The 18,225-nt window shown below is 56.2% G+C and carries 16 protein-coding genes, 1 tRNA gene and 1 pseudogene; 13 read left to right on the plus strand and 5 right to left on the minus strand.

The genetic code is table 11. The features are described 5' to 3' along the window. Positions 1–122 precede the first annotated feature (122 nt). The 4 genes and pseudogenes from AABZ39_02385 to AABZ39_02400 form a co-directional block, all read right to left on the minus strand. Positions 123–1,220, minus strand: a complete 1,098-nt coding sequence (locus AABZ39_02385; GenBank protein MEK6793598.1) for a helix-turn-helix domain-containing protein — start codon at positions 1,218–1,220, stop codon at positions 123–125. 160 nt (positions 1,221–1,380) lie between these two features. Continuing rightward, complete coding sequence (locus AABZ39_02390) at positions 1,381–2,403, minus strand: Gfo/Idh/MocA family oxidoreductase (GenBank protein MEK6793599.1); 1,023 nt, start codon at positions 2,401–2,403, stop codon at positions 1,381–1,383. A gap of 15 nt (positions 2,404–2,418) precedes the next feature. Beyond that, positions 2,419–2,559: pseudogene (locus tag AABZ39_02395) on the minus strand (sugar phosphate isomerase/epimerase). Beyond that, positions 2,538–2,669, minus strand: coding sequence for a hypothetical protein (locus tag AABZ39_02400; protein MEK6793600.1), 132 nt, complete (start codon positions 2,667–2,669; stop codon positions 2,538–2,540). Before AABZ39_02400 ends, AABZ39_02395 begins: the two are co-directional and overlap by 22 nt. A gap of 116 nt (positions 2,670–2,785) precedes the next feature. Here AABZ39_02400 and AABZ39_02405 point away from each other — a divergent pair, with 116 nt between their 5' ends. The 6 genes from AABZ39_02405 (at position 2,786) to AABZ39_02430 (ending at position 8,969) form a co-directional block, all read left to right on the plus strand. Beyond that, complete coding sequence (locus AABZ39_02405; GenBank protein ID MEK6793601.1) at positions 2,786–3,541, plus strand: helix-turn-helix domain-containing protein; 756 nt, start codon at positions 2,786–2,788, stop codon at positions 3,539–3,541. 195 nt (positions 3,542–3,736) lie between these two features. Further along, positions 3,737–5,998 carry a formate C-acetyltransferase gene (gene pflB, locus AABZ39_02410; GenBank protein MEK6793602.1) on the plus strand — a complete coding sequence of 754 codons (2,262 nt, stop codon included), beginning with the start codon at positions 3,737–3,739 and terminating at the stop codon, positions 5,996–5,998. Between the two features lie 103 nt (positions 5,999–6,101). Further along, positions 6,102–7,349 (plus strand): tryptophan synthase subunit beta, encoded by a 1,248-nt coding sequence (gene trpB, locus AABZ39_02415; protein MEK6793603.1) that lies wholly within the window; start codon positions 6,102–6,104, stop codon positions 7,347–7,349. Continuing rightward, positions 7,327–8,127: a tryptophan synthase subunit alpha gene (gene trpA / locus AABZ39_02420; GenBank protein ID MEK6793604.1), complete on the plus strand. Its 801-nt coding sequence runs from the start codon at positions 7,327–7,329 to the stop codon at positions 8,125–8,127. Before trpB ends, trpA begins: the two co-directional genes overlap by 23 nt. A 48-nt stretch (positions 8,128–8,175) precedes the next feature. Then, entirely contained in the window at positions 8,176–8,856 is a 681-nt protein-coding gene (locus AABZ39_02425) for a HEAT repeat domain-containing protein (protein MEK6793605.1), read from the plus strand. Between the two features lie 40 nt (positions 8,857–8,896). Continuing rightward, positions 8,897–8,969: transfer RNA gene (locus AABZ39_02430), tRNA-Pro, on the plus strand. 111 nt (positions 8,970–9,080) lie between these two features. Here AABZ39_02430 and metK read toward each other — a convergent pair. Continuing rightward, a complete protein-coding gene (gene metK / locus AABZ39_02435) occupies positions 9,081–10,253 on the minus strand; it encodes a methionine adenosyltransferase (GenBank protein ID MEK6793606.1) in 1,173 nt (390 codons plus the stop codon). 247 nt (positions 10,254–10,500) lie between these two features. On the opposite strand from metK, the gene AABZ39_02440 reads away from it, so the two are divergent. The 7 genes from AABZ39_02440 to AABZ39_02470 form a co-directional block, all read left to right on the plus strand. Next, complete coding sequence (locus AABZ39_02440) at positions 10,501–11,535, plus strand: Gfo/Idh/MocA family oxidoreductase (protein MEK6793607.1); 1,035 nt, start codon at positions 10,501–10,503, stop codon at positions 11,533–11,535. 26 nt (positions 11,536–11,561) lie between these two features. Beyond that, positions 11,562–13,838 carry an alpha-L-fucosidase gene (locus tag AABZ39_02445; GenBank protein MEK6793608.1) on the plus strand — a complete coding sequence of 759 codons (2,277 nt, stop codon included), beginning with the start codon at positions 11,562–11,564 and terminating at the stop codon, positions 13,836–13,838. Next, positions 13,838–14,605 carry a TIM barrel protein gene (locus AABZ39_02450; GenBank protein MEK6793609.1) on the plus strand — a complete coding sequence of 256 codons (768 nt, stop codon included), beginning with the start codon at positions 13,838–13,840 and terminating at the stop codon, positions 14,603–14,605. The genes AABZ39_02445 and AABZ39_02450 overlap by 1 nt, the downstream gene beginning before the upstream one ends. A gap of 88 nt (positions 14,606–14,693) precedes the next feature. Beyond that, positions 14,694–15,749 carry a Gfo/Idh/MocA family oxidoreductase gene (locus tag AABZ39_02455; protein MEK6793610.1) on the plus strand — a complete coding sequence of 352 codons (1,056 nt, stop codon included), beginning with the start codon at positions 14,694–14,696 and terminating at the stop codon, positions 15,747–15,749. 81 nt (positions 15,750–15,830) lie between these two features. After that, positions 15,831–16,976: a Gfo/Idh/MocA family oxidoreductase gene (locus tag AABZ39_02460; protein MEK6793611.1), complete on the plus strand. Its 1,146-nt coding sequence runs from the start codon at positions 15,831–15,833 to the stop codon at positions 16,974–16,976. A gap of 131 nt (positions 16,977–17,107) precedes the next feature. Then, the gene (locus tag AABZ39_02465) at positions 17,108–18,100 is read left to right on the plus strand and encodes a sugar phosphate isomerase/epimerase (protein MEK6793612.1); all 993 of its coding nucleotides are present in this window, start codon (positions 17,108–17,110) and stop codon (positions 18,098–18,100) included. A gap of 12 nt (positions 18,101–18,112) precedes the next feature. After that, positions 18,113–18,225: LacI family DNA-binding transcriptional regulator (locus AABZ39_02470; GenBank protein MEK6793613.1), on the plus strand; the 113-nt coding region annotated here is incomplete at its 3' end.

An 18,225-nucleotide genomic window follows, 5' to 3' on the forward strand; every position in this document is an offset into this window, starting at 1 on the left:
GGCAGCGAGCGCGATGAGCGAGATAATGATGCCTTTTTTCATGAATGCCTCCGAAAAAATAGTTCTGAGGCAAAGATACTATGACGGCGCTGTCCTGTCGTCCTGCTTTATAAAGTGAGACTTTATCGAGGCATGCGGCGGCTGAAGGCGGAAGGTGTCATGCCGGTGACGGATTTGAACACCTTGTTGAACGTTGCCTTCGAATTAAAGCCGGCCTCAAGCGCAATATCGAGCATCGTAAAGCCCTTCATCGATGCATCGTCGAAGAGCCGCTTCACCTCGTCCACGCGGCGGCGGTTCACGAAATCGAAAAAATTGCTCCCGCTGTTCTCGTTGATCATCTGTGAGAGGAGATAGTAGGGCGTATCCACGATCGATGCGAGCTTCTTCAGGGTGAGTTCGGGGTCTTTGTAGAGACGTTCGCCGTCCATACGGGCGCAGAGCATCGCATAGTGCTTTCGGGATTCCTTCGCAGACAACCGCGACCCCTTGTACGGTTCTGCCGCTTCCGCAGGCGAAGTGACAGCAGGCAGGAATGAACTATAGCCGACCGCATACACGGCAGCGGCAAGCAGGAGCGCGAGGATATCATCAAGATATTCCGGCCCGCCGTGTGTGAGCATGACGAGCACGGGCAGTTTGAGGAGATAACATATGCCGATGGCTATCATGATCGCCCTGAGGAGGGAGAACCGCTCTTCACGGATGGCCGAATGCTTCGTAAGTAGTGATGTACGGTACTGGTGCAGGGAGTAATGACACATGACGAGATAGACAACGATCTGCAAAAAGGCCGTCACCGCGATAACCGTTCCAGCGGTACTTGCATGGGATGCATGCAGGAGTGCGATCAATATGAGCGCCCCGATGAACGGGAGGAGATGCAGTGCGTATGCGGGATGATGCCGTTTTCCGACAAGCCCACGGAAGTAGAGGAATATGAGCGGTCCGAACAGGAGCTGCGAGGGCTCGCCGTATACCCCGAAGGGGGTGAACGTTCCGTCGATGCGTACGAACGCACGTACATGGAGGAGACTAATGGAAAATGCCAGCATGAGTGCGGCGAGCGGCAGCTTCTCAGCAAGCGCATTTCGCGAGCGCATGACCGCGATGACGAGCACGATGCCCTGTACGACGGCGGCTGCGGTCACCACGGCGATGATGAATGAGATATGACGCGGGATCATGGTATGCCATGCAGTATACTGAAACCCACCCATGCGTCAACTGCACGCACGCGACTGCCGTGAAAACACCATCCTCCAAATTCAACACATTAATAAACAATGAAATTTCGTCAGGATCGATGTGAACAAGGGCTTAAGCCCCTTGCTCTCTCTTTTCGCGGCAGTCTCCGCACCTGATGCCTGCCTGCGGCATCTACCAGGCGATGCGAACCTTCTTTCCTTTCTTCGCGCTTTCTATAGCCGCGAATACCATGGCCACACTTTTGATATTATCGGTGCAGTCCGTCTCCGCTTTCCTCTGCGCGGCGAGTGCTGAGAACATCTCATCGAGGCAGCCGTCATGTCCCTCGCGGCCCTGCCATACGAGCGGTGCTTCGATGCGCTTCGTTTCGCGATTGAATTTTGTGGCCGCTTCGGGGAGTACGACCTCGGCGTACGGCAAATCTTTTCCGTTCCAGACGGCGCTGCCTGTGCTCCCTGTGATACGCCAGATCGATTCCCACGATGTGGAGCACCCCTCCGCGCACCATGATCCGCGATAGGAGAATACGATGCCGTTCTTGAATTCGAATGTTGCCACCGCCGCTGCATTGCCGGCATACCAGGACCCTTTCGGATTGAATTCATGGCAGTACACGCTCACGGGGTCAGCCCCGGCGATGAATCGTGCCTGATCGAAGGTATGAATCGCCATGTCGAGTATGAGGGGGCTTGCCATCGCATCGCGGAAGCCGCCGAAATGGGCGCCGATGAAAAAATCCGCCGCGACAAAACCGATATCACCAATGGTCCCGCTATCGATGATCGATCTGAGTGCGCGTATGTTCTTGAGATACCGGCGGTTCTGCATGACGGCATACATTTTCCCTGAGCGTTCTGCGGCAGCGACCATCTTTTTCGCGTCGGCAAGCGATGAAGCCATGGGCTTTTCACCGAATACGTGGGCGCCGTGCCTGAACGCCGTAAGCGCGATACCCTTATGCGCTTCGGGTATCGTGATGTCGAAGACGATATCCGCCTTTGTCGCGGCAAGCGCATCATCGATGTCGGTGAATGCCGGGGCGCTGATGCCCTGCTCCGAAGCAAAATGCTCGGCATTCTCTTTTTTGATGTCAAGGAGACCCGCGATCGATACGTCGGAGCGCGCCTTCGCGTAGTGCGCCCATTTTTTCGCCATGCTGCCGCATCCTGCGATGAGTATCTTTTGTGTGTTCATATTGATCCTCGTACTCTATTTCGGATTGGCGATGAAGTCACCGCCGCGGCATTGTTTCAGATAATTGAGCGCGCGCACCTGTCCGCTCATCTCAAGGTCGCCGCCATGCACCGGGTCATGCCAGCCTTCGATGTCTATCGTGCCGGTATAACCGGACTGCATGAGTATCGTGCAGAGAACGATTCGAAACCGTGCGGAAGTATCTGCGGGATGACACGGAGGGCGTCGTTCCCGCCGATAAGTGTTCCGATGCGTATATGCGCCATGATATGCTCCTTTGTACAGATGATACAGTAGCATCGCCGCACGGATTCGGACATGGCACGGGTTGATAAAACATGGCATATATTGACATGCCCATTGCCGCACCTATAATCGCTCCATGACGATCACCGACATCGGCTATATCTCTTCCCGCTCCGGTTTCCGCCTCCACGCGCACGAGGATGAATATGAAATCCACTATCTGACCGAGGGGGCGGGCGTGTTCATCAATGCGGAGAAGCGGCATCGCATTGAAAAGCGTTCATTGGTCTTCTCCCGCCCGAAAGAAACGCATGCATACGAGAGCGAGGCATCGACACGGCGATTCTCGTTCTACTTCGTGCGTTTTCGTTTTTCGAACGATGAATCGGGGCTTCCGCAGCTCCTCGATCGCCGATTCTCGGCACCGGTATCATCCGGGGAGGACTTCAGGTCTTTTTTTGAGGAGATGAAGCATCGCGCGCATTCGTCGAATCTGCACCTCAAGCGCGCCGCCGAACTTTCACTCAACGCCTTTATCCATGCACGGCTGGGCGAGTCTGCGCATACGCCGGAGGAGAACCGCTATGTGCGCACTGCCATCGATATCATGGAGCGTTCCGTGCACGCCACCATCGACCTTCCCTCGCTTACCAATAAACTCGGGATCACAGTGTCCTATTTCGACCGGCTTTTCAAAAAGCATCGCGGGGTGTCGCCGCTTACGTATTATGCGCGATTGAAGATAGAAACCGCGAGCTTTCTCCTCCGCGAGACGGACACGCCGATATACCGCATCGCCGAGGAGCTTTCGTATACGGATGAATTCCATTTCAGCAGGGCGTTTAAGCGAATCGCCGGGGTGTCGCCGCGGGAATTCCGTAAGCGGGGATGAACGTGCGTCCGCATGCGTGCTGTGATGCAATGAGACTGTTGCGAAAATAGAGAACAAGGGTCATGACCCCTTGTTCTCATCGATTCAGATGGAATTTAGATGTTCATTATTCTTCGCTACGGGTGAATGGCATTTTCGCGACAGTCTCACACAAGTGCTTGACACTTCGCCGCATTTTATTAGAATACGTTGACGATGAGCCTTCTCCTTTCTGAAAAGCCGCTTATACCGTCCATAAAGACGTTTCGCCGCGGGCGCTGGGATAAGACCGTCGATGTAAAAGATTTTATAGACAGGAATATCACGCCGTACGACGGCAATGCGACTTTTCTCTCCGCCCCATCGGAACGTACACGGGCGCTCTGGGAACGATGCCTTGAATTCATCGCCAAAGAAATAGCCGCAGGCGGCGTGCTCGATGTCGATACGAGGACGATATCTTCCGTAACATCGCATGCGGCAGGATACATCGACCGCGACAATGAGCTCATCGTCGGCCTGCAGACCGATGCGCCGCTCAAGCGCGCAGTGAAGCCGTACGGCGGCATACGCATGGTGAAGCAGGCCCTCGCCGATTACGGATATGAACTGGACAGCGCCGTAGAGGATGTGTTCCAGAAATATCGAAAGACGCATAATGACGCTGTGTTCCAGGGCTATACCGCCGACATGATACGCGCACGAAAGCATGGCTATATCACGGGACTGCCTGACACATATGCGCGCGGACGCATCATCGGCGATTACCGGCGGGTAGCGCTTTACGGTATAGACTTTCTCGTCGAACAGAAGAAGATCGATCTCATATCGCTCGAAGAGTATCCGTTCAGCGAGGAGATAGTACGCCTGCGCGAGGAAGTGCATGAGCAGTTGACCGCGCTCGCCGATATCAAGACCATGGCCGCGTCCTACGGCTATGATATCGCGAACCATGCGATGAACGCGCGCGAAGCGATACAGTGGACGTATTTCGCTTTCCTCGCCGCGATAAAGGAGCATGACGGTGCGGCGATGAGCATGGGGAGCGTAACGGCGTTCTTCGATATATTCATCGAACGCGACATGAAGCGCGGTACGCTCACTGAGGTCGAGGCGCAGGAGCTCATCGATGATTTCGTGATAAAGCTCCGGCTCGTGCGCCATCTGCGGCCGAAAGCGTACAACGATATTTTCGCCGGCGACCCCACCTGGGTGACAGAGTCGATTGGCGGCATGCTTGATGACGGGCGACATAAGATAACGAAGAGTGCGTACCGCATGCTGCATACCCTGTCGAACCTCGGGCCATCGCCGGAACCGAACCTTACCGTGCTCTGGTCGCATCGGCTTCCGGACAATTTCAAGCGCTTTGCCGCACAAGTGGCGGCGATGACATCGAGCGTGCAGTTCGAGAACGACGACCTCATGCGTCCGCTTGCCGGCGATGATTACGGCGTATCCTGCTGCGTGTCGCTGCAGGGCCTGTCATCGAGCATTCAGTACTTCGGCGCGCGATGCAATATCGCCAAGGCGCTGCTCCTCGCGCTCAACGCGGGCCGCGAGGAGTTCAGCGGCGAAACGGTCATCGAAGGGATAACGCCGCTCCCCGACGGTCCGCTCAATATCGAGGATGTGAAATCGCGCTTCTACATGGTCATCAAATGGCTTGCCAAGCTCTATGTCGAAACGATGAACGTCATCCATTACATGCATGACAAATATTACTACGAACGTTCGCAGATGGCGCTCCTTGATTCGTTCGTGAGCCGCACCATGGCCTTCGGTCTTGCGGGGTTATCGGTCGCTGCCGATTCGCTTTCCGCGATACGGTATGCGAAGATTACAGCGATACGCGATGAGAACGGACTGACGACCGCATTCACGGTCGAAGGGAGCTATCCGAAATACGGCAATGACGATGACAGGGCCGATGGACGCGCGGTTGATGTCGTCAAGGTCTTCCACGATGAGATATCGCGGCACACGATATACCGCTCCGCAAAGCCTACGCTTTCCATTCTCACGATAACAAGCAATGTCATGTACGGGAAAAAGACCGGTGCGACGCCGGACGGCCGCCCCGCAGAAGCGCCATTCGCCCCCGGCGCCAACCCCATGCATGGACGCGATGAGAACGGTGCGCTCGCATCGCTTAACAGCGTGGCGAAGATCCCGTATTCGCTCTGCCTCGACGGCGTATCGAACACATTCTCCGTCATACCCTCGGTGCTCGGGAGCAATGACTCGATGCGAGTGGGGAATCTCATTACGCTCCTCGATGGATACTTCATCAAAGGCGGCCATCACCTGAATGTGAATGTCATCGACAGAAAGACGCTGACCGATGCAATTGCGCATCCGGAGAAATATCCGCAGCTGACGATACGCGTTTCGGGATACGCGGTACATTTCATCAAGCTGTCGCGCGAGCAGCAGATGGAAGTGCTTGCGAGGACATTCCACGAATCGCTGGCGTAAATAACCCATATCCCCGCTCCTTCCGCCTTCAAAAGAGGAGCCAAAAAAACTGCCGATATTTATCGGCAGCAAGTGCTCACCTTAGGTTGCGCTCATCGCCTCTGTGTGGTATCATGCCGCGGTGTTCAATACCGATTACATAAAGAACAGGCATTTCGGCCCCTACGGCGGGCGCTATGTGCCGGAAATGCTCATCCCCACGCTCGATGAGATCGAACGCGAGTATTTTCGTCTCCGCGATGACGCATCGTTCCGGAAAGAAGTCGATGATGTTCTCACGAACTATGTCGGCCGTCCGACGCCGCTCTACTTCGCTGAAAAATTATCCGCACAGCTCGGCGGGCCGAAGATATATCTCAAACTCGAAGGGCTCACCCATACCGGTGCGCATAAGATAAACAATGCCGTCGGTCAGGCGGTGCTCGCGAAGCATCTCGGCAAGAAACGCATCATTGCTGAAACGGGCGCGGGCCAGCACGGCCTTGCGACGGCCACCGTTGCGGCAAAGTTCGGTTTTGAATGCGAGATATTCATGGGCGAGACCGACTACAAGCGTCAGCGTCCGAACGTGTTCTGGATGGAACAGCTCGGAGCGAAAGTTTCGGTCGTTACCTACGGCACGAAGACGCTCAAGGACGCGGTGAACGCTGCGATGAAGGACTGGGCAGCGAGCTTCCGCGATACGCATTACCTTATCGGGAGCGCGCTCGGTCCTTTCCCGTTCCCCGTCATCGTCCGCGATTTTCAGTCGATCATCGGGCGTGAAGTGAAAGAACAGCTAATGAAGATGGAAGGACGTCTTCCCGACGCCTGTGTCGCCTGTACCGGCGGCGGATCGAATTCGATGGGGCTCTTCTATCCGTTCCTTGCGGACGAGAGCGTACGTCTCATCGGCGTGGAAGCGGGCGGACAAGGGATAAAGAAGAAACATGCGGCACGATTCCAGGGCGGGAAAGTCGGGATCGTCCAGTCATATAAATCGTATTTCCTCCTCGACAAGAACGGACAGGTCGCCGAGACGCATTCGATATCGGCAGGGCTTGATTACGCCGGCGTGGGACCTGAGCTCGCGTATCTTTCCGATGCGAAACGCGTGGAGTTCTCCTACGCCACCGATGACGAAGTGCTTGCCGCCGTGAAGACGCTCGCACGCACTGAGGGGATAATCCCGGCGCTTGAGAGCGCACACGCGGTCGCATATATGATAAAGAACGCGGAGGCGATGAGGGAAAAGCTCGTCGTCGTCAATATCTCCGGCCGCGGTGATAAGGATATATTCATCCTCACGCATGCGCTGAAGGACAAAAAGTGGAAGGAGTTCCTCTCCGATGAGATCAAGCGGCATCGATAGGATACGCACGCGTATCGATGCGATGCGCCGTGAAAAGGCCATCGGCATCATGACTCATACGGTAGCAGGATACCCGACGCTGCCCGCCTGTGAGCGCGCCGTAACGACCATGGACTCACATGGCGCAGACTTCATCGAACTGCAGATCCCGTTCTCGGACCCTGTCGCGGACGGCCCGGTAATATTGAACGCGAACCACAAAGCACTCGATGCGGGGATGACCGTTCGACGATGTTTTTCCTTTGCGCGCCGTATCCATGCATCGGTATCCGCTCCGCTTCTCTTCATTACCTATGCGAACATACCGTTCACCTATGGCATCGATGCGTTCTGCCGCGATGCAGCCGCCTCCGGGGCGGCAGGGATCATCGTCCCCGACCTGCCCTATGACGATGCCGAGGGCCTTTATGAGGCTGCGCTCCGCCATGGCATATCGGCTGTTCCGGTGATAAGCGAAGTGACCTCCGCTGAACGGATATCCGCGATAGACCGTATCGCTACCGGATTCATCTATGTAACATCGCGCCTCGGGGTGACCGGCGGCAGCGGCATGCGTGCCGGGATAACCGATTTCCTCGACAAAGCCCGATCGATAACTGAAAAACCGCTTGCCGTCGGCTTCGGCATACGGCGCACCGCGGATGTCAGCACGCTCGTTTCGCATGCCGATATTGCCGTCATCGGGAGCCATCTCTTGACGCTTGCAGGCGGCAAGGCCGGCGGGTCACGCATGGCTTCGTTCCTCGATTCGGTGCACCTGCCGTTGCAAAAAAAGTGACGCTGTGATAATATGCGGATAGGAATTTCGCCGGGAGGAGACAACGTTATGATGAAACGGACCATCGTTCTCATCCTCAGCAGTACGCTTCTGATAGGCGTAGCATTCGCGCAGAAAGCCGGAGAAGAAGGGACACCCCAAGCCGGCGGAGCGGGTAAGAAAAAAACGCTCGAACAGGTACTGACCGGGCAGAACGAGAACCTTCTGCTCATGGCGCTCGAACGCGGCAACGACAAGGTCAAAGCGGAATGTCTTGCAGCGCTCGCGAAAAAGTATGAGGCGGGCGGTAAAGCCGATGATGCCTCACTCGACAAGATAATCCTGTATGCCGGCTACGGCGTGAACTATTCCGCGGCAATAAAAGGCTTTCAGCAGGATTCGACATGGCTGGTACGGCGGGAAGCAGCGATAGCCCTTGCACGCATTCGCAGCGATAAGGCGGTACGGAACCTTGTCGATATACTCCGCCGCGAACGCGAGCCCCTCGTGAAAGTGAACATCATTTTCGCGTTAGGCGAGATAGGCAGCCCGGGCGCTGTGCAAGTGCTCCTTGATACGCTGCGCCTGTCGCAGCAGCAGAACATTCTCTATGAAACGGTGGTTGCGCTCGGAAAGATAGGGTCGAAGGAAGCCTTCGTTGAGCTTCTCAATGTGGCCCAGGAAGACCGCAATCTTGATGTTGTCCGACAGGCATCGGTGGATGCCATCGACAAGATCAAATGGAATTGAGCATCACAGTATTGTTCGTACCGTAACACAATACGCTTTTCGGGATGTAGCGCAGTTGGTAGCGCACTAGGTTCGGGACTTAGGGGCCGCCGGTTCAAGTCCGGCCATCCCGACTGAAAAGTTCGCCGGCATATGCATTGCGCATGTGCCGGCGATTTTTTATTGGCAGGGGTAAAAAAAGGGCCGGTCGCCCGGCCCTTTTTCATTCCATGATGCGATATCGCTTATTTCGAGAATATCTTCACCGCGTCCTTCTTTTCCCAGGTAAATTCCGGGAGCTCGCGGCCGAAATGACCGTACCCCGCCGTCTTCTGGTAGATGGGCCGCTTCAGATCGAACTTCTTGATGATGCCCGAGGGCGAGAGATCGAAATTCTTCTCTATTATCTTCGTTATCTCGCTCTCAGAGCGGCGGCCGGTGCCGTAGGTGTCGACGAATATCGACAGGGGCTGCGCAACGCCGATGGCGTAGGAAAGCTGCACGAGACAGCGGTCGGCGAGCTTCGCCGCGACGATGTTCTTCGCGAGGTAGCGCGCGGCATAGCAGGCCGAGCGGTCGACCTTCGACGGATCCTTGCCCGAGAACGCGCCGCCGCCGTGCGCACCGTGTCCGCCGTACGTATCGACGATTATCTTGCGCCCGGTGACGCCGCAGTCGCCCTGCGGGCCGCCGATGACGAAACGCCCGGTCGGATTGATGTAGTATTTCGTCCGCTTATCGAGCATATCGAGCTTGCCTTCTTCGTCGAACACGGGATCGATGACATATTTCTTCACGTCGGACTCGATCTGCTTATGCGTCACTTCATCCGCATGCTGGCTTGATACGACAACAGCGTCGACACGTGCGGGCTTTCCGTCGACGTATTCGATCGTCACCTGCGATTTCCCGTCCGGGCGCAGATACGGCATGGTTCCATCGCGGCGTACATCGGAAAGCTTTTCGCAGAGGCGATTGGCGATGTAGATGGAAAGCGGCATGAAGGTATGTGTTTCATTGATCGCGTACCCGAACATGATGCCCTGGTCGCCCGCGCCCTGGTCCTTATGGAGGCCCTTGCCCTTCGTGACGCCCTGCGAAATGTCCGGTGACTGCTGCTCGACAGCCACGAGCACCGCGCATGTCTTGTAGTCGAAGCCCATGGCGCTGTCTGAATAGCCGATCTTCTTTACCGTGTCGCGGACGATCTTCTGGTAATCGAGCTTCGCCCGGGTGGTGATCTCCCCCGCAACGATTATCATACCCGTCTTCGCGAGCGATTCGCACGCTACACGTGAATCCTTGTCCTCGGCAAGGCAGGCGTCGAGGACGCCGTCGGAAATATGGTCGCATATTTTATCCGGATGGCCTTCGGTCACGGATTCCGATGTGAAAAAAAAGTCTCGTTTCTCGCTCATTCGCTGCTCCTCAGTCGATTCTTACCGTAATAAACGGTGAAATGATGATATGGCATTTCACGAATTTCGTCAAGGGAAGGCCGATGATTTATTATGCCCATAAGAAAATGCGTATTGCAGCCGCTTTCGCTTGACTTCCCCGATAGCCGGTATTATATTTAGGTTCATTCATGCACTATAGTGCATGAAAAAATGCTGAACCCGCTTTCGCACCTGTTGCGAAGATACCGGGGAAGCGGGGAAAACAATGGCAAAACACAGGAAACCGTCTGATATCAAGGTCGGCGTCATCGGCTACGGCGGCGCGTTCAATATGGGTAAGGCGCATCTTAACCAGATGAAGGCCGCGGGTATGACCCCGTGGGCGGTCACCGAGCTCGACCCCGCCCGTCTTGCCGAAGCAGCCAAGGATTTTCCCGGCATTGAGACCTACGACAGTGTTGAGGCCATGCTCGCTCGTTCACCGGTCAATCTTGTCGTTATCATCACCCCGCACGATTCGCATGCGCCCCTTGCGCTCAAATGCCTCGCCGCCGGGAAAAGCGTCGTCTGCGAAAAGCCCTTCGCCATTACCACGAAAGAATGCGATGCCATGATAGCACTCGCAAAGCAGAAACGGCTCACACTCTCCACCTATCATAACCGCCACTGGGACGGCTGCGTGCTCGAAGCGCTCAAGCATATCCGGAAAGGCGCCATTGGCGATGTGATACGCATCGAAGCGCATATGGGAAAATGGGGCAAGCCGCGCGACTGGTGGCGTTCGAGCAAGTCGATATCCGGCGGCGTACTGTACGACTGGGGCGTACACCTCCTCGAGTACAGCCTGCAGATCATGAACGACGATATCGTCGAAGTGACCGGCTTCGCGAAAAAAGGCTTCTGGGGTCCGCAGATCAAATGGAAAAAGGACGCCATAGAGGATGAAGGTTATGCGGTCGTGCGCTTCAAGAAGGGCGCATGGCTTACGCTCACGATATCGAACATCGATTCGAACCCGAAGAACGGCTGGGTCGAAGTGACCGGCACGAAGGGCGCGTATGTGTTCGACGGCAATAATTGGCAGCTCATCTCGAGCAATATCGACGGTACGCAGTCGATAACCAAAGGCGTTAACCCGCCGACGGATTACAAGCCGTTCTATAAGAATATCGCCGATCATATAACGAAGGGAACGCCGCTTGTCATCACCGCGGAATGGGCGCGCCGTCCGATACACGTCATCGACCTTGCGTATAAGAGCGCAGCGCTCGGCAAAGCGGTGGCCGCGAAATATAAATAACGCATTGTTCCGCGAAAGGGATACGCATGAGCATTTCACCTGTAGCGCCGTTCGGCGCTCTTCCGTCCGCACGTCAGCTCGCATGGCATAGGCTCGAGTATTACGGTTTCGTCCACTTCACCACGAACACGTTCACCGATCTTGAATGGGGCTACGGCGATGAGAAGCCGTTGATATTCGACCCGAGCGCATGCTCCCCGAAACAGTGGGCGCGCGCCGCACACGAAGCGGGGATGAAAGGGCTCATACTCACCTGCAAGCATCATGACGGGTTCTGCCTCTGGCCGAGCAAATTCACCGAGCACTCCGTGAAGGCAAGCCCTTACAAGAACGGCAAGGGCGATATCGTCCGTGAATTCTTCGACGCCTGCGCTGAGTACGGACTTAAGACCGGCGTTTATCTCTCGCCGTGGGACAGGAATCATCCCGATTACGCGAAGCCGGAATACATCACCTATTACCGAAATCAGCTCCGCGAACTTCTCACCAATTACGGCGATGTGTTCGAAGTGTGGTTCGACGGTGCCAACGGCGGCGACGGCTACTACGGCGGTGCACGGGAGAAACGCTTCATCGACAAGGAACATTACTACGACTGGGCGAACACGCATGCGCTCGTACGCGGCCTTGCGCCGAACGCCGTCATGTTCAGCGATGCCGGCCCCGATATTCGCTGGGTCGGCAATGAATCCGGTTTCGCCGCTGAAACGATGTGGTGCACGATGAACATGGAAGGGCGATATCCGGGATATCATCCGGAAGGATATAACCCGTTCAACGATCTCGGTTACGGCCACGAGAACGGTACAACATGGCTCCCGCCGGAAGTCGATGTCTCGATACGCCCCGGCTGGTTCTGGCATGAGCGCCAGAATGCAGAGGTGCGATCGGTGGCGAATCTTCTCGCCATGTACTACGAATCCGTGGGCCGCGGCGCGACGCTTCTGCTCAATATCCCGCCCGACCGCCGCGGGCTTTTCCATGAGATCGATGTTGAACGCCTTGCCGGTTTCCGCGCTGCACGCGACGCTGTGTTCAAGACCGATGTTGTCCTCGGGGCAGCGCTCACGGCAAAGAACGTACGCGGCAATGACAGGCGATTCGCGGTAAAGAATCTCATCGACGGCAATGACGGGACCTATTGGGCGACCGACGACGGCGTTACGGCATCATCGATCGATATCGTGTTCCCCTCGCCGACGACGGTGAACAATCTGCTCATCCAGGAATATATCGCGCTCGGTCAGCGTGTGACCTCGTGGAAGCTCGAAGCGGAGACCGCATCCGGCTTTACACCCGTGACACAGGGAACGACGATAGGGTACAAACGCCTCGCGCGCTTCAGCGATATCACTGCGCGCCGTTTCCGTGTGCGCATCGAAGCGAAAGCGCCGATAGTGCTTTCCCGCATCGGCTTGTTTCATGCGCCGGTATTCCTTGAGGACCCGCTCATTGCTCGCGACAGGAACGGTGCCGTGAGCATCAGCGCGGGGAGTGCCGCACGCGTCCGCTATACGCTCAACGGGAGAACGCCGGACGCAGCATCGCCGATATTTGAAAAACCCGTCTCTCTTTCCGAAGGAGGGCTCGTACGCGCCGCCGTGTTCCCGGCTGATAATCCCGGCGCGATGTCGCTCGGCAAGGCGACGACGCTCGAGAAGCGCTTCGGGTATGCGAAAAAGGATTGGCGCGTCGTGCGGGCAAGCAGCGCGGAGACGCAGTATGACAATAAGGCGGAGAACGCCATCGACGATGATCCGAAAACGATATGGCATACGAAATGGAGCGGCGGAACGCCGCTACCGCCCCCGCATGAGATCATCATCGATCTCGGGAAGCCCCTTGCCATCGGCGCATTCGGTTATCTCCCGCGGCAGGACGGGCACGGCGGTGCGCTCGCAGAGATATATCTTTTCGGCGTGAGCGATGACGGCGTTTCATGGAAAAAAGCGGCGGGCGGGCGATTCGACAATATCGTGAACAATCCTGTTCTGCAGGTCGTGCCGCTGAAAAAGCCGCTGTCGGCGCGCTATATCAAGTTCACCGTAGTGACATCCGCAGGGGATCATGCCTCCGCATGCGCGGCAGAGATCGATGTGTTCCCGCCGGAACGGCAGGCGTCCGCGAAAACACCGGAGAAGGAACGAAAAGCGGCCGTCACGGCACATGCGGGAAAAAAGCGCGCATCCGCTTCACCCAAAAAGAAGGGTGTACGCCGCACGGCAGCAAAGGAACGAGCGACACAGAAAAAGCGAAAAAGCATACGGCAAAAGCCGGTGCATAAAAAAGCCAGGAGGAAATAATGGCTGAAATAAAACCGATTTCGGTGCAGCTCTATTCGCTGCGCGAGGAAGCGAAAGTGAACCCCATTGCCGTCATCGAGCGGCTCGGGAAGATCGGCTACAAGGGAGTGGAGCCCGCGGGCTTCTATGACCTTGGGCCGGCGAAATTGAGGAAGGTCGTCGAGGACAACGGCATGGTCGTGTCATCGAGCCACGGACCGTGGGTGCGGGAACTGACGAACGTTCAGGAAGCCGTCGACACGGCCGGCATTCTCGGGCTTGACTGCGCCTGCACCGGCTTCGGGCAGGACCAGTTCAAGACGCTCGACGAGATAAAGAAGACGGCGGAAAAGCTCAATGCCATCGCCGATGCGCTTGAGAAGCACAAGATAAAGCTCTTCATCCATAATCACTGGTGGGAATATGTCGTCGTCGACGGCAAGCTCGCCTATGATCATTTCGCCGCGCTCGCACCGAAAATATGGTTCGAGATCGATGCGTACTGGGCGAGCAATTTCCAGGCGAACGACCCTGCGAAGGAAACGGCGAAGCTCAAGAAGCGGACGATATTCCTCCATATCAAGGACGGCCCGCTCGAGAAGGATAAAGCGATGCTTGCGCTCGGTACGGGCAAACTGAACATCCCGCCGATAATACAAGCCGCCGATCCTGCGGTGCTTCGCTGGGTCATCGTGGAGCTTGACCGCTGTGATACGGACATGTTCACCGCGATAGAACAGAGCTACACGTACCTGACGAAGAACAAGCTTGCGGCAGGAAATAAATAATCACCCACCCCACCCCCGACCCCTCCCCTCTCTCACGGGGATGTGAGAGAGGGGAGGGGCGAGTGGAAAACCAAGGAGAGAACAGATAATGAGCAAAACCATAAAAATCGGCATTATCAGCGCAGGACAGATATCGAAGAACCACGCTGAAGGATATAAGAAAGCTGGCGCTGAGGTCGTGGCGATATGCGATCCGGTGGAAGCGGCTCGCACGACGCGTGCAAAAGAATACAGCATCCCGAACGCGTATGAGACCGCAGAAGAGCTTATCAAGAAGCATCCGGAGATCGATGCGGTGTCCGTATGCTCACCCAATTCGTTCCACGCGAAATTTGTCATCATGGCGCTTGAAGCGGGAAAACATGTCATGACCGAAAAGCCCATGGCGATGAACGTCGAGGAAGCGGAGGCGATGGTCGCCGCTGCGAAGAAGGCGAAGAAGATACTCATGTGCGGGCACAATCAGCGATTCACGCCCGAAGCGCAGAAGGTCAATGATCTCCGCGAGGACGGCACGCTCGGGAAAGTATATCACGCGAAATGTGCATGGATACGCCGCCGCGGCATACCCGGGCTCGGACGCTGGTTCACAACGAAAGCACTTTCCGGCGGCGGACCGCTCATCGATATCGGCATTCACGTCATCGACCGTACGTGGTATATGATGGGAAAGCCCAAGCCCATCGCGGTATCCGGCATGACATATAATGTGTTCGGCAAGGACATCAAGAAATATGTGTGCACCGGCATGTGGGCAGGCCCGCGCGACCCCAAAGGCATCATGGATGTAGAAGATTTCGCAAGCGCGTTCGTGCGCTTCGATAACGGCGCTTCCATGACAATAGAAGTGTCGTGGGCCGCGAACCGTGTCGATGAGAATTCGTGGTCGCTTATCATGGGCGATAAGAACGGCGCGCTTGTCAACAATGACGGCATATCGCTTTACGGCGAACGCGGCAGCGCACTTGCTACCGAAAAGATCGATTTCGACAAGTCAGAATACAAGGACCGCCACGGCCATTTCATCGACTGCGTGCAGAACGGCGTTACCTGTACCTGCCCCGGCGAGGACGGACTTGCGATACAGAAGGTGCTTAACGGCATTTATCAGTCGTCGGAGAAGAACGCGGAAGTGAAAATATAATTTGTTCGCAGGCGGGGTCGCCCCTCGACATCGCTCGGGGACCGCGTACCTCGCCTGCGAATATCGTATTCGGAGGTTCATATGGCAAAAGTGAATGTAGGTGTCATCGGCTTGGGCTTCATCGGGCCGGCGCATATGGAAGCGCTTCGGCGTACCGGCATCGTGAACGTCGTGGCGTTCTCGGACAATAATCCCGATGTAGCGAAGAAAAGCGCCGATCAGCTCGGTGTGGACAAGTACTACATCGATTACAAGGAGCTCCTGAAGGACCCGAACATTCAGGCGGTGCATGTATGCACGCCGAATTTCCTTCACTACCCGATGGTCAAGGATGCCCTCCTCGCAGGCAAGCATGTTATCTGCGAGAAGCCGCTTGCGACCACCGCGAAGGAAGCAAAGGAACTCGTGGAGCTCGCTGAAAAGCAGAAAGTACAGAACGCGGTGAATTTCAATCTGCGTTTCTACCCCATCGTCCGCGAAGTGAAAACGATGGCGGCGAAGGGGGATCTTGGGCGTATCTATGCGATACACGGTTCGTATCTCCAGGACTGGCTCTACTACGAGACCGATTACAACTGGCGTCTTGAACCGGCGATGTCCGGCGAATCGCGGGCGATAGCGGATATCGGATCGCATTGGATGGACATGATAGAGAACATCTCCGGCGTGAAGATCGAGGCGGTGTTCGCGGATCTCCTCACCGTGCACGAGAAGCGCAAGAAACCGACAAAACCGGTGGAGACGTATTCGGGCAAGATGCTGAAGCCCGAGGATTATATCGACGTTCCCATCACGACCGAGGATTATGCGACGGTGCTCTTCAAGTTCAACAATGGATCGCGCGGCGTACTCACGGTCAGTCAGGTCTCCGCGGGGCGGAAGAACCGCCTGTACTTCGAGATAGACGGTTCGAAAAAAGCCGTATCGTACGATTCCGAGCGGCCCAATGAGCTCTGGATCGGCAATCGCGACAAGGCGAACGAACATCTTCTGAAAGACCCCTCGCTTCTCTCACCGGAAGCACGCGGCATCGTGAGCTATCCGGGCGGCCACAATGAAGGCTTCCCCGATACGTTCAAGCAGATGTACAAGGAGTACTACGGGCGCATCCTTGCCGGCGGCACAGGCCCTGTCAATTATGCGACGTTCAAGGATGGACTGCGCGAGCTCGAGCTTTGCGATAAGATCATTGAGAGCGCGAAAAACGAAAAATGGGTGAAGGTGTAGCAGCAAAACCTCACCCGAAGCGCGAATTGCCATCCGTGGCTCGCGCCAGTTGCGCCATCCGTGGCGCACACCGGCCCCTCTCCACACGCGAGTACGCGCGTAGAGAGGGGAGAAAAAACAGGAGGAAGAATATGGGACGATTAGTAACTCTCTTCACAGGACAATGGGCGGATCTGCCGTTCGAAACAATGTGCCAGAAAGCAAAAGCCTTCGGCTATGACGGCCTTGAACTCGCCTGCTGGGGCGACCACATGGACGTGTTCCAGGCGGCGAAGGACAGGAAATACTGCGATGACAAGAAATCAGTAATGAAAAAATACGGGCTTGAACTGCGCGCGATATCGAATCACCTCGCGGGGCAGCTCATCTGTGACCTGAACAATGACGCACGGAGCGACGGTTTCGCGCCTGCTGACTGCAAGGGCAATGCCGAAAAGAAACGTGCCTGGGCGGTAGAATCGATGAAGAACGCGGCGCGTGCGGCGAAGAACCTCGGTATCGATACCGTCTGCGGTTTCACCGGCTCGCCGATATGGCACATGATCTACTCATTCCCGCCGGTAACGCAGAAAGAGCTTGACGAAGGATATGCCTTCTTCGCGAAGACGTTCGATCCGATACTCGACGTGTTCAAGGAATGCGGCGTGAAGTTCGCGCTCGAAGTGCATCCGACGGAGATAGCGTTCGATATCTACTCGGCGAAACGCGCGCTCGCGGCGGTAAAGAACCGGCCCGAGTTCGGTTTCAATTTCGATCCCTCGCATCTGCACTGGCAGGGCGTATCGCCGGTACGCTTCATCGAAACGTTCGCCGACCGCATCTATCATGTCCATATGAAGGACGCCATAGTCACGCTCAACGGCTTCGAGGGCATACTCGGTTCGCACCTCGAGTTCGGCGACCCCAGGCGCGGATGGAATTTCCGCTCCCTCGGCCGCGGCACTATCAATTTCGAGGAGATAATCCGCGCGCTCAACAATATCGGCTACAAGGGACCGCTCTCCGTCGAATGGGAGGACAGCGGCATGGAACGCGAACAGGGCGCCAAAGAGGCGTGCGCGTTCGTCAAGCGCATGGACTTTGCGCCGTCGAACGTGGCGTTCGATGCGGCGTTCAATAAATAGGGCATAGCGTATTTGAAGAAGAAAGCAACGATCTCCCGCCGTGAGATAGCATCCGCGGCGGGGGTTTCACCCTCGACGGTATCACGCGCATTGGCGGGAAGCCCCCTTATCCCGGAAGCGACGAA

The sequence above is a fragment of the Spirochaetota bacterium genome (assembly GCA_038043445.1).
Taxonomy (GTDB): Bacteria; Spirochaetota; Brachyspiria; order Brachyspirales; family JACRPF01; genus JBBTBY01.

Excerpts from the sequence above, each read along its gene's own strand:
- AABZ39_02385 (MEK6793598.1), bottom strand. The coding sequence starts at position 1,220 with ATGGGTGGGTTTCAGTATACTGCATGGCATACCATGATCCCGCGTCAT.
- AABZ39_02390 (MEK6793599.1), bottom strand. The coding sequence starts at position 2,403 with ATGAACACACAAAAGATACTCATCGCAGGATGCGGCAGCATGGCGAAA.
- AABZ39_02400 (MEK6793600.1), bottom strand. The coding sequence starts at position 2,669 with ATGGCGCATATACGCATCGGAACACTTATCGGCGGGAACGACGCCCTC.
- AABZ39_02405 (MEK6793601.1), top strand. The coding sequence starts at position 2,786 with ATGACGATCACCGACATCGGCTATATCTCTTCCCGCTCCGGTTTCCGC.
- pflB (MEK6793602.1), top strand. The coding sequence starts at position 3,737 with ATGAGCCTTCTCCTTTCTGAAAAGCCGCTTATACCGTCCATAAAGACG.
- trpA (MEK6793604.1), top strand. The coding sequence starts at position 7,327 with ATGAGATCAAGCGGCATCGATAGGATACGCACGCGTATCGATGCGATG.
- AABZ39_02425 (MEK6793605.1), top strand. The coding sequence starts at position 8,176 with ATGATGAAACGGACCATCGTTCTCATCCTCAGCAGTACGCTTCTGATA.
- metK (MEK6793606.1), bottom strand. The coding sequence starts at position 10,253 with ATGAGCGAGAAACGAGACTTTTTTTTCACATCGGAATCCGTGACCGAA.
- AABZ39_02440 (MEK6793607.1), top strand. The coding sequence starts at position 10,501 with ATGGCAAAACACAGGAAACCGTCTGATATCAAGGTCGGCGTCATCGGC.
- AABZ39_02445 (MEK6793608.1), top strand. The coding sequence starts at position 11,562 with ATGAGCATTTCACCTGTAGCGCCGTTCGGCGCTCTTCCGTCCGCACGT.
- AABZ39_02450 (MEK6793609.1), top strand. The coding sequence starts at position 13,838 with ATGGCTGAAATAAAACCGATTTCGGTGCAGCTCTATTCGCTGCGCGAG.
- AABZ39_02455 (MEK6793610.1), top strand. The coding sequence starts at position 14,694 with ATGAGCAAAACCATAAAAATCGGCATTATCAGCGCAGGACAGATATCG.
- AABZ39_02460 (MEK6793611.1), top strand. The coding sequence starts at position 15,831 with ATGGCAAAAGTGAATGTAGGTGTCATCGGCTTGGGCTTCATCGGGCCG.
- AABZ39_02465 (MEK6793612.1), top strand. The coding sequence starts at position 17,108 with ATGGGACGATTAGTAACTCTCTTCACAGGACAATGGGCGGATCTGCCG.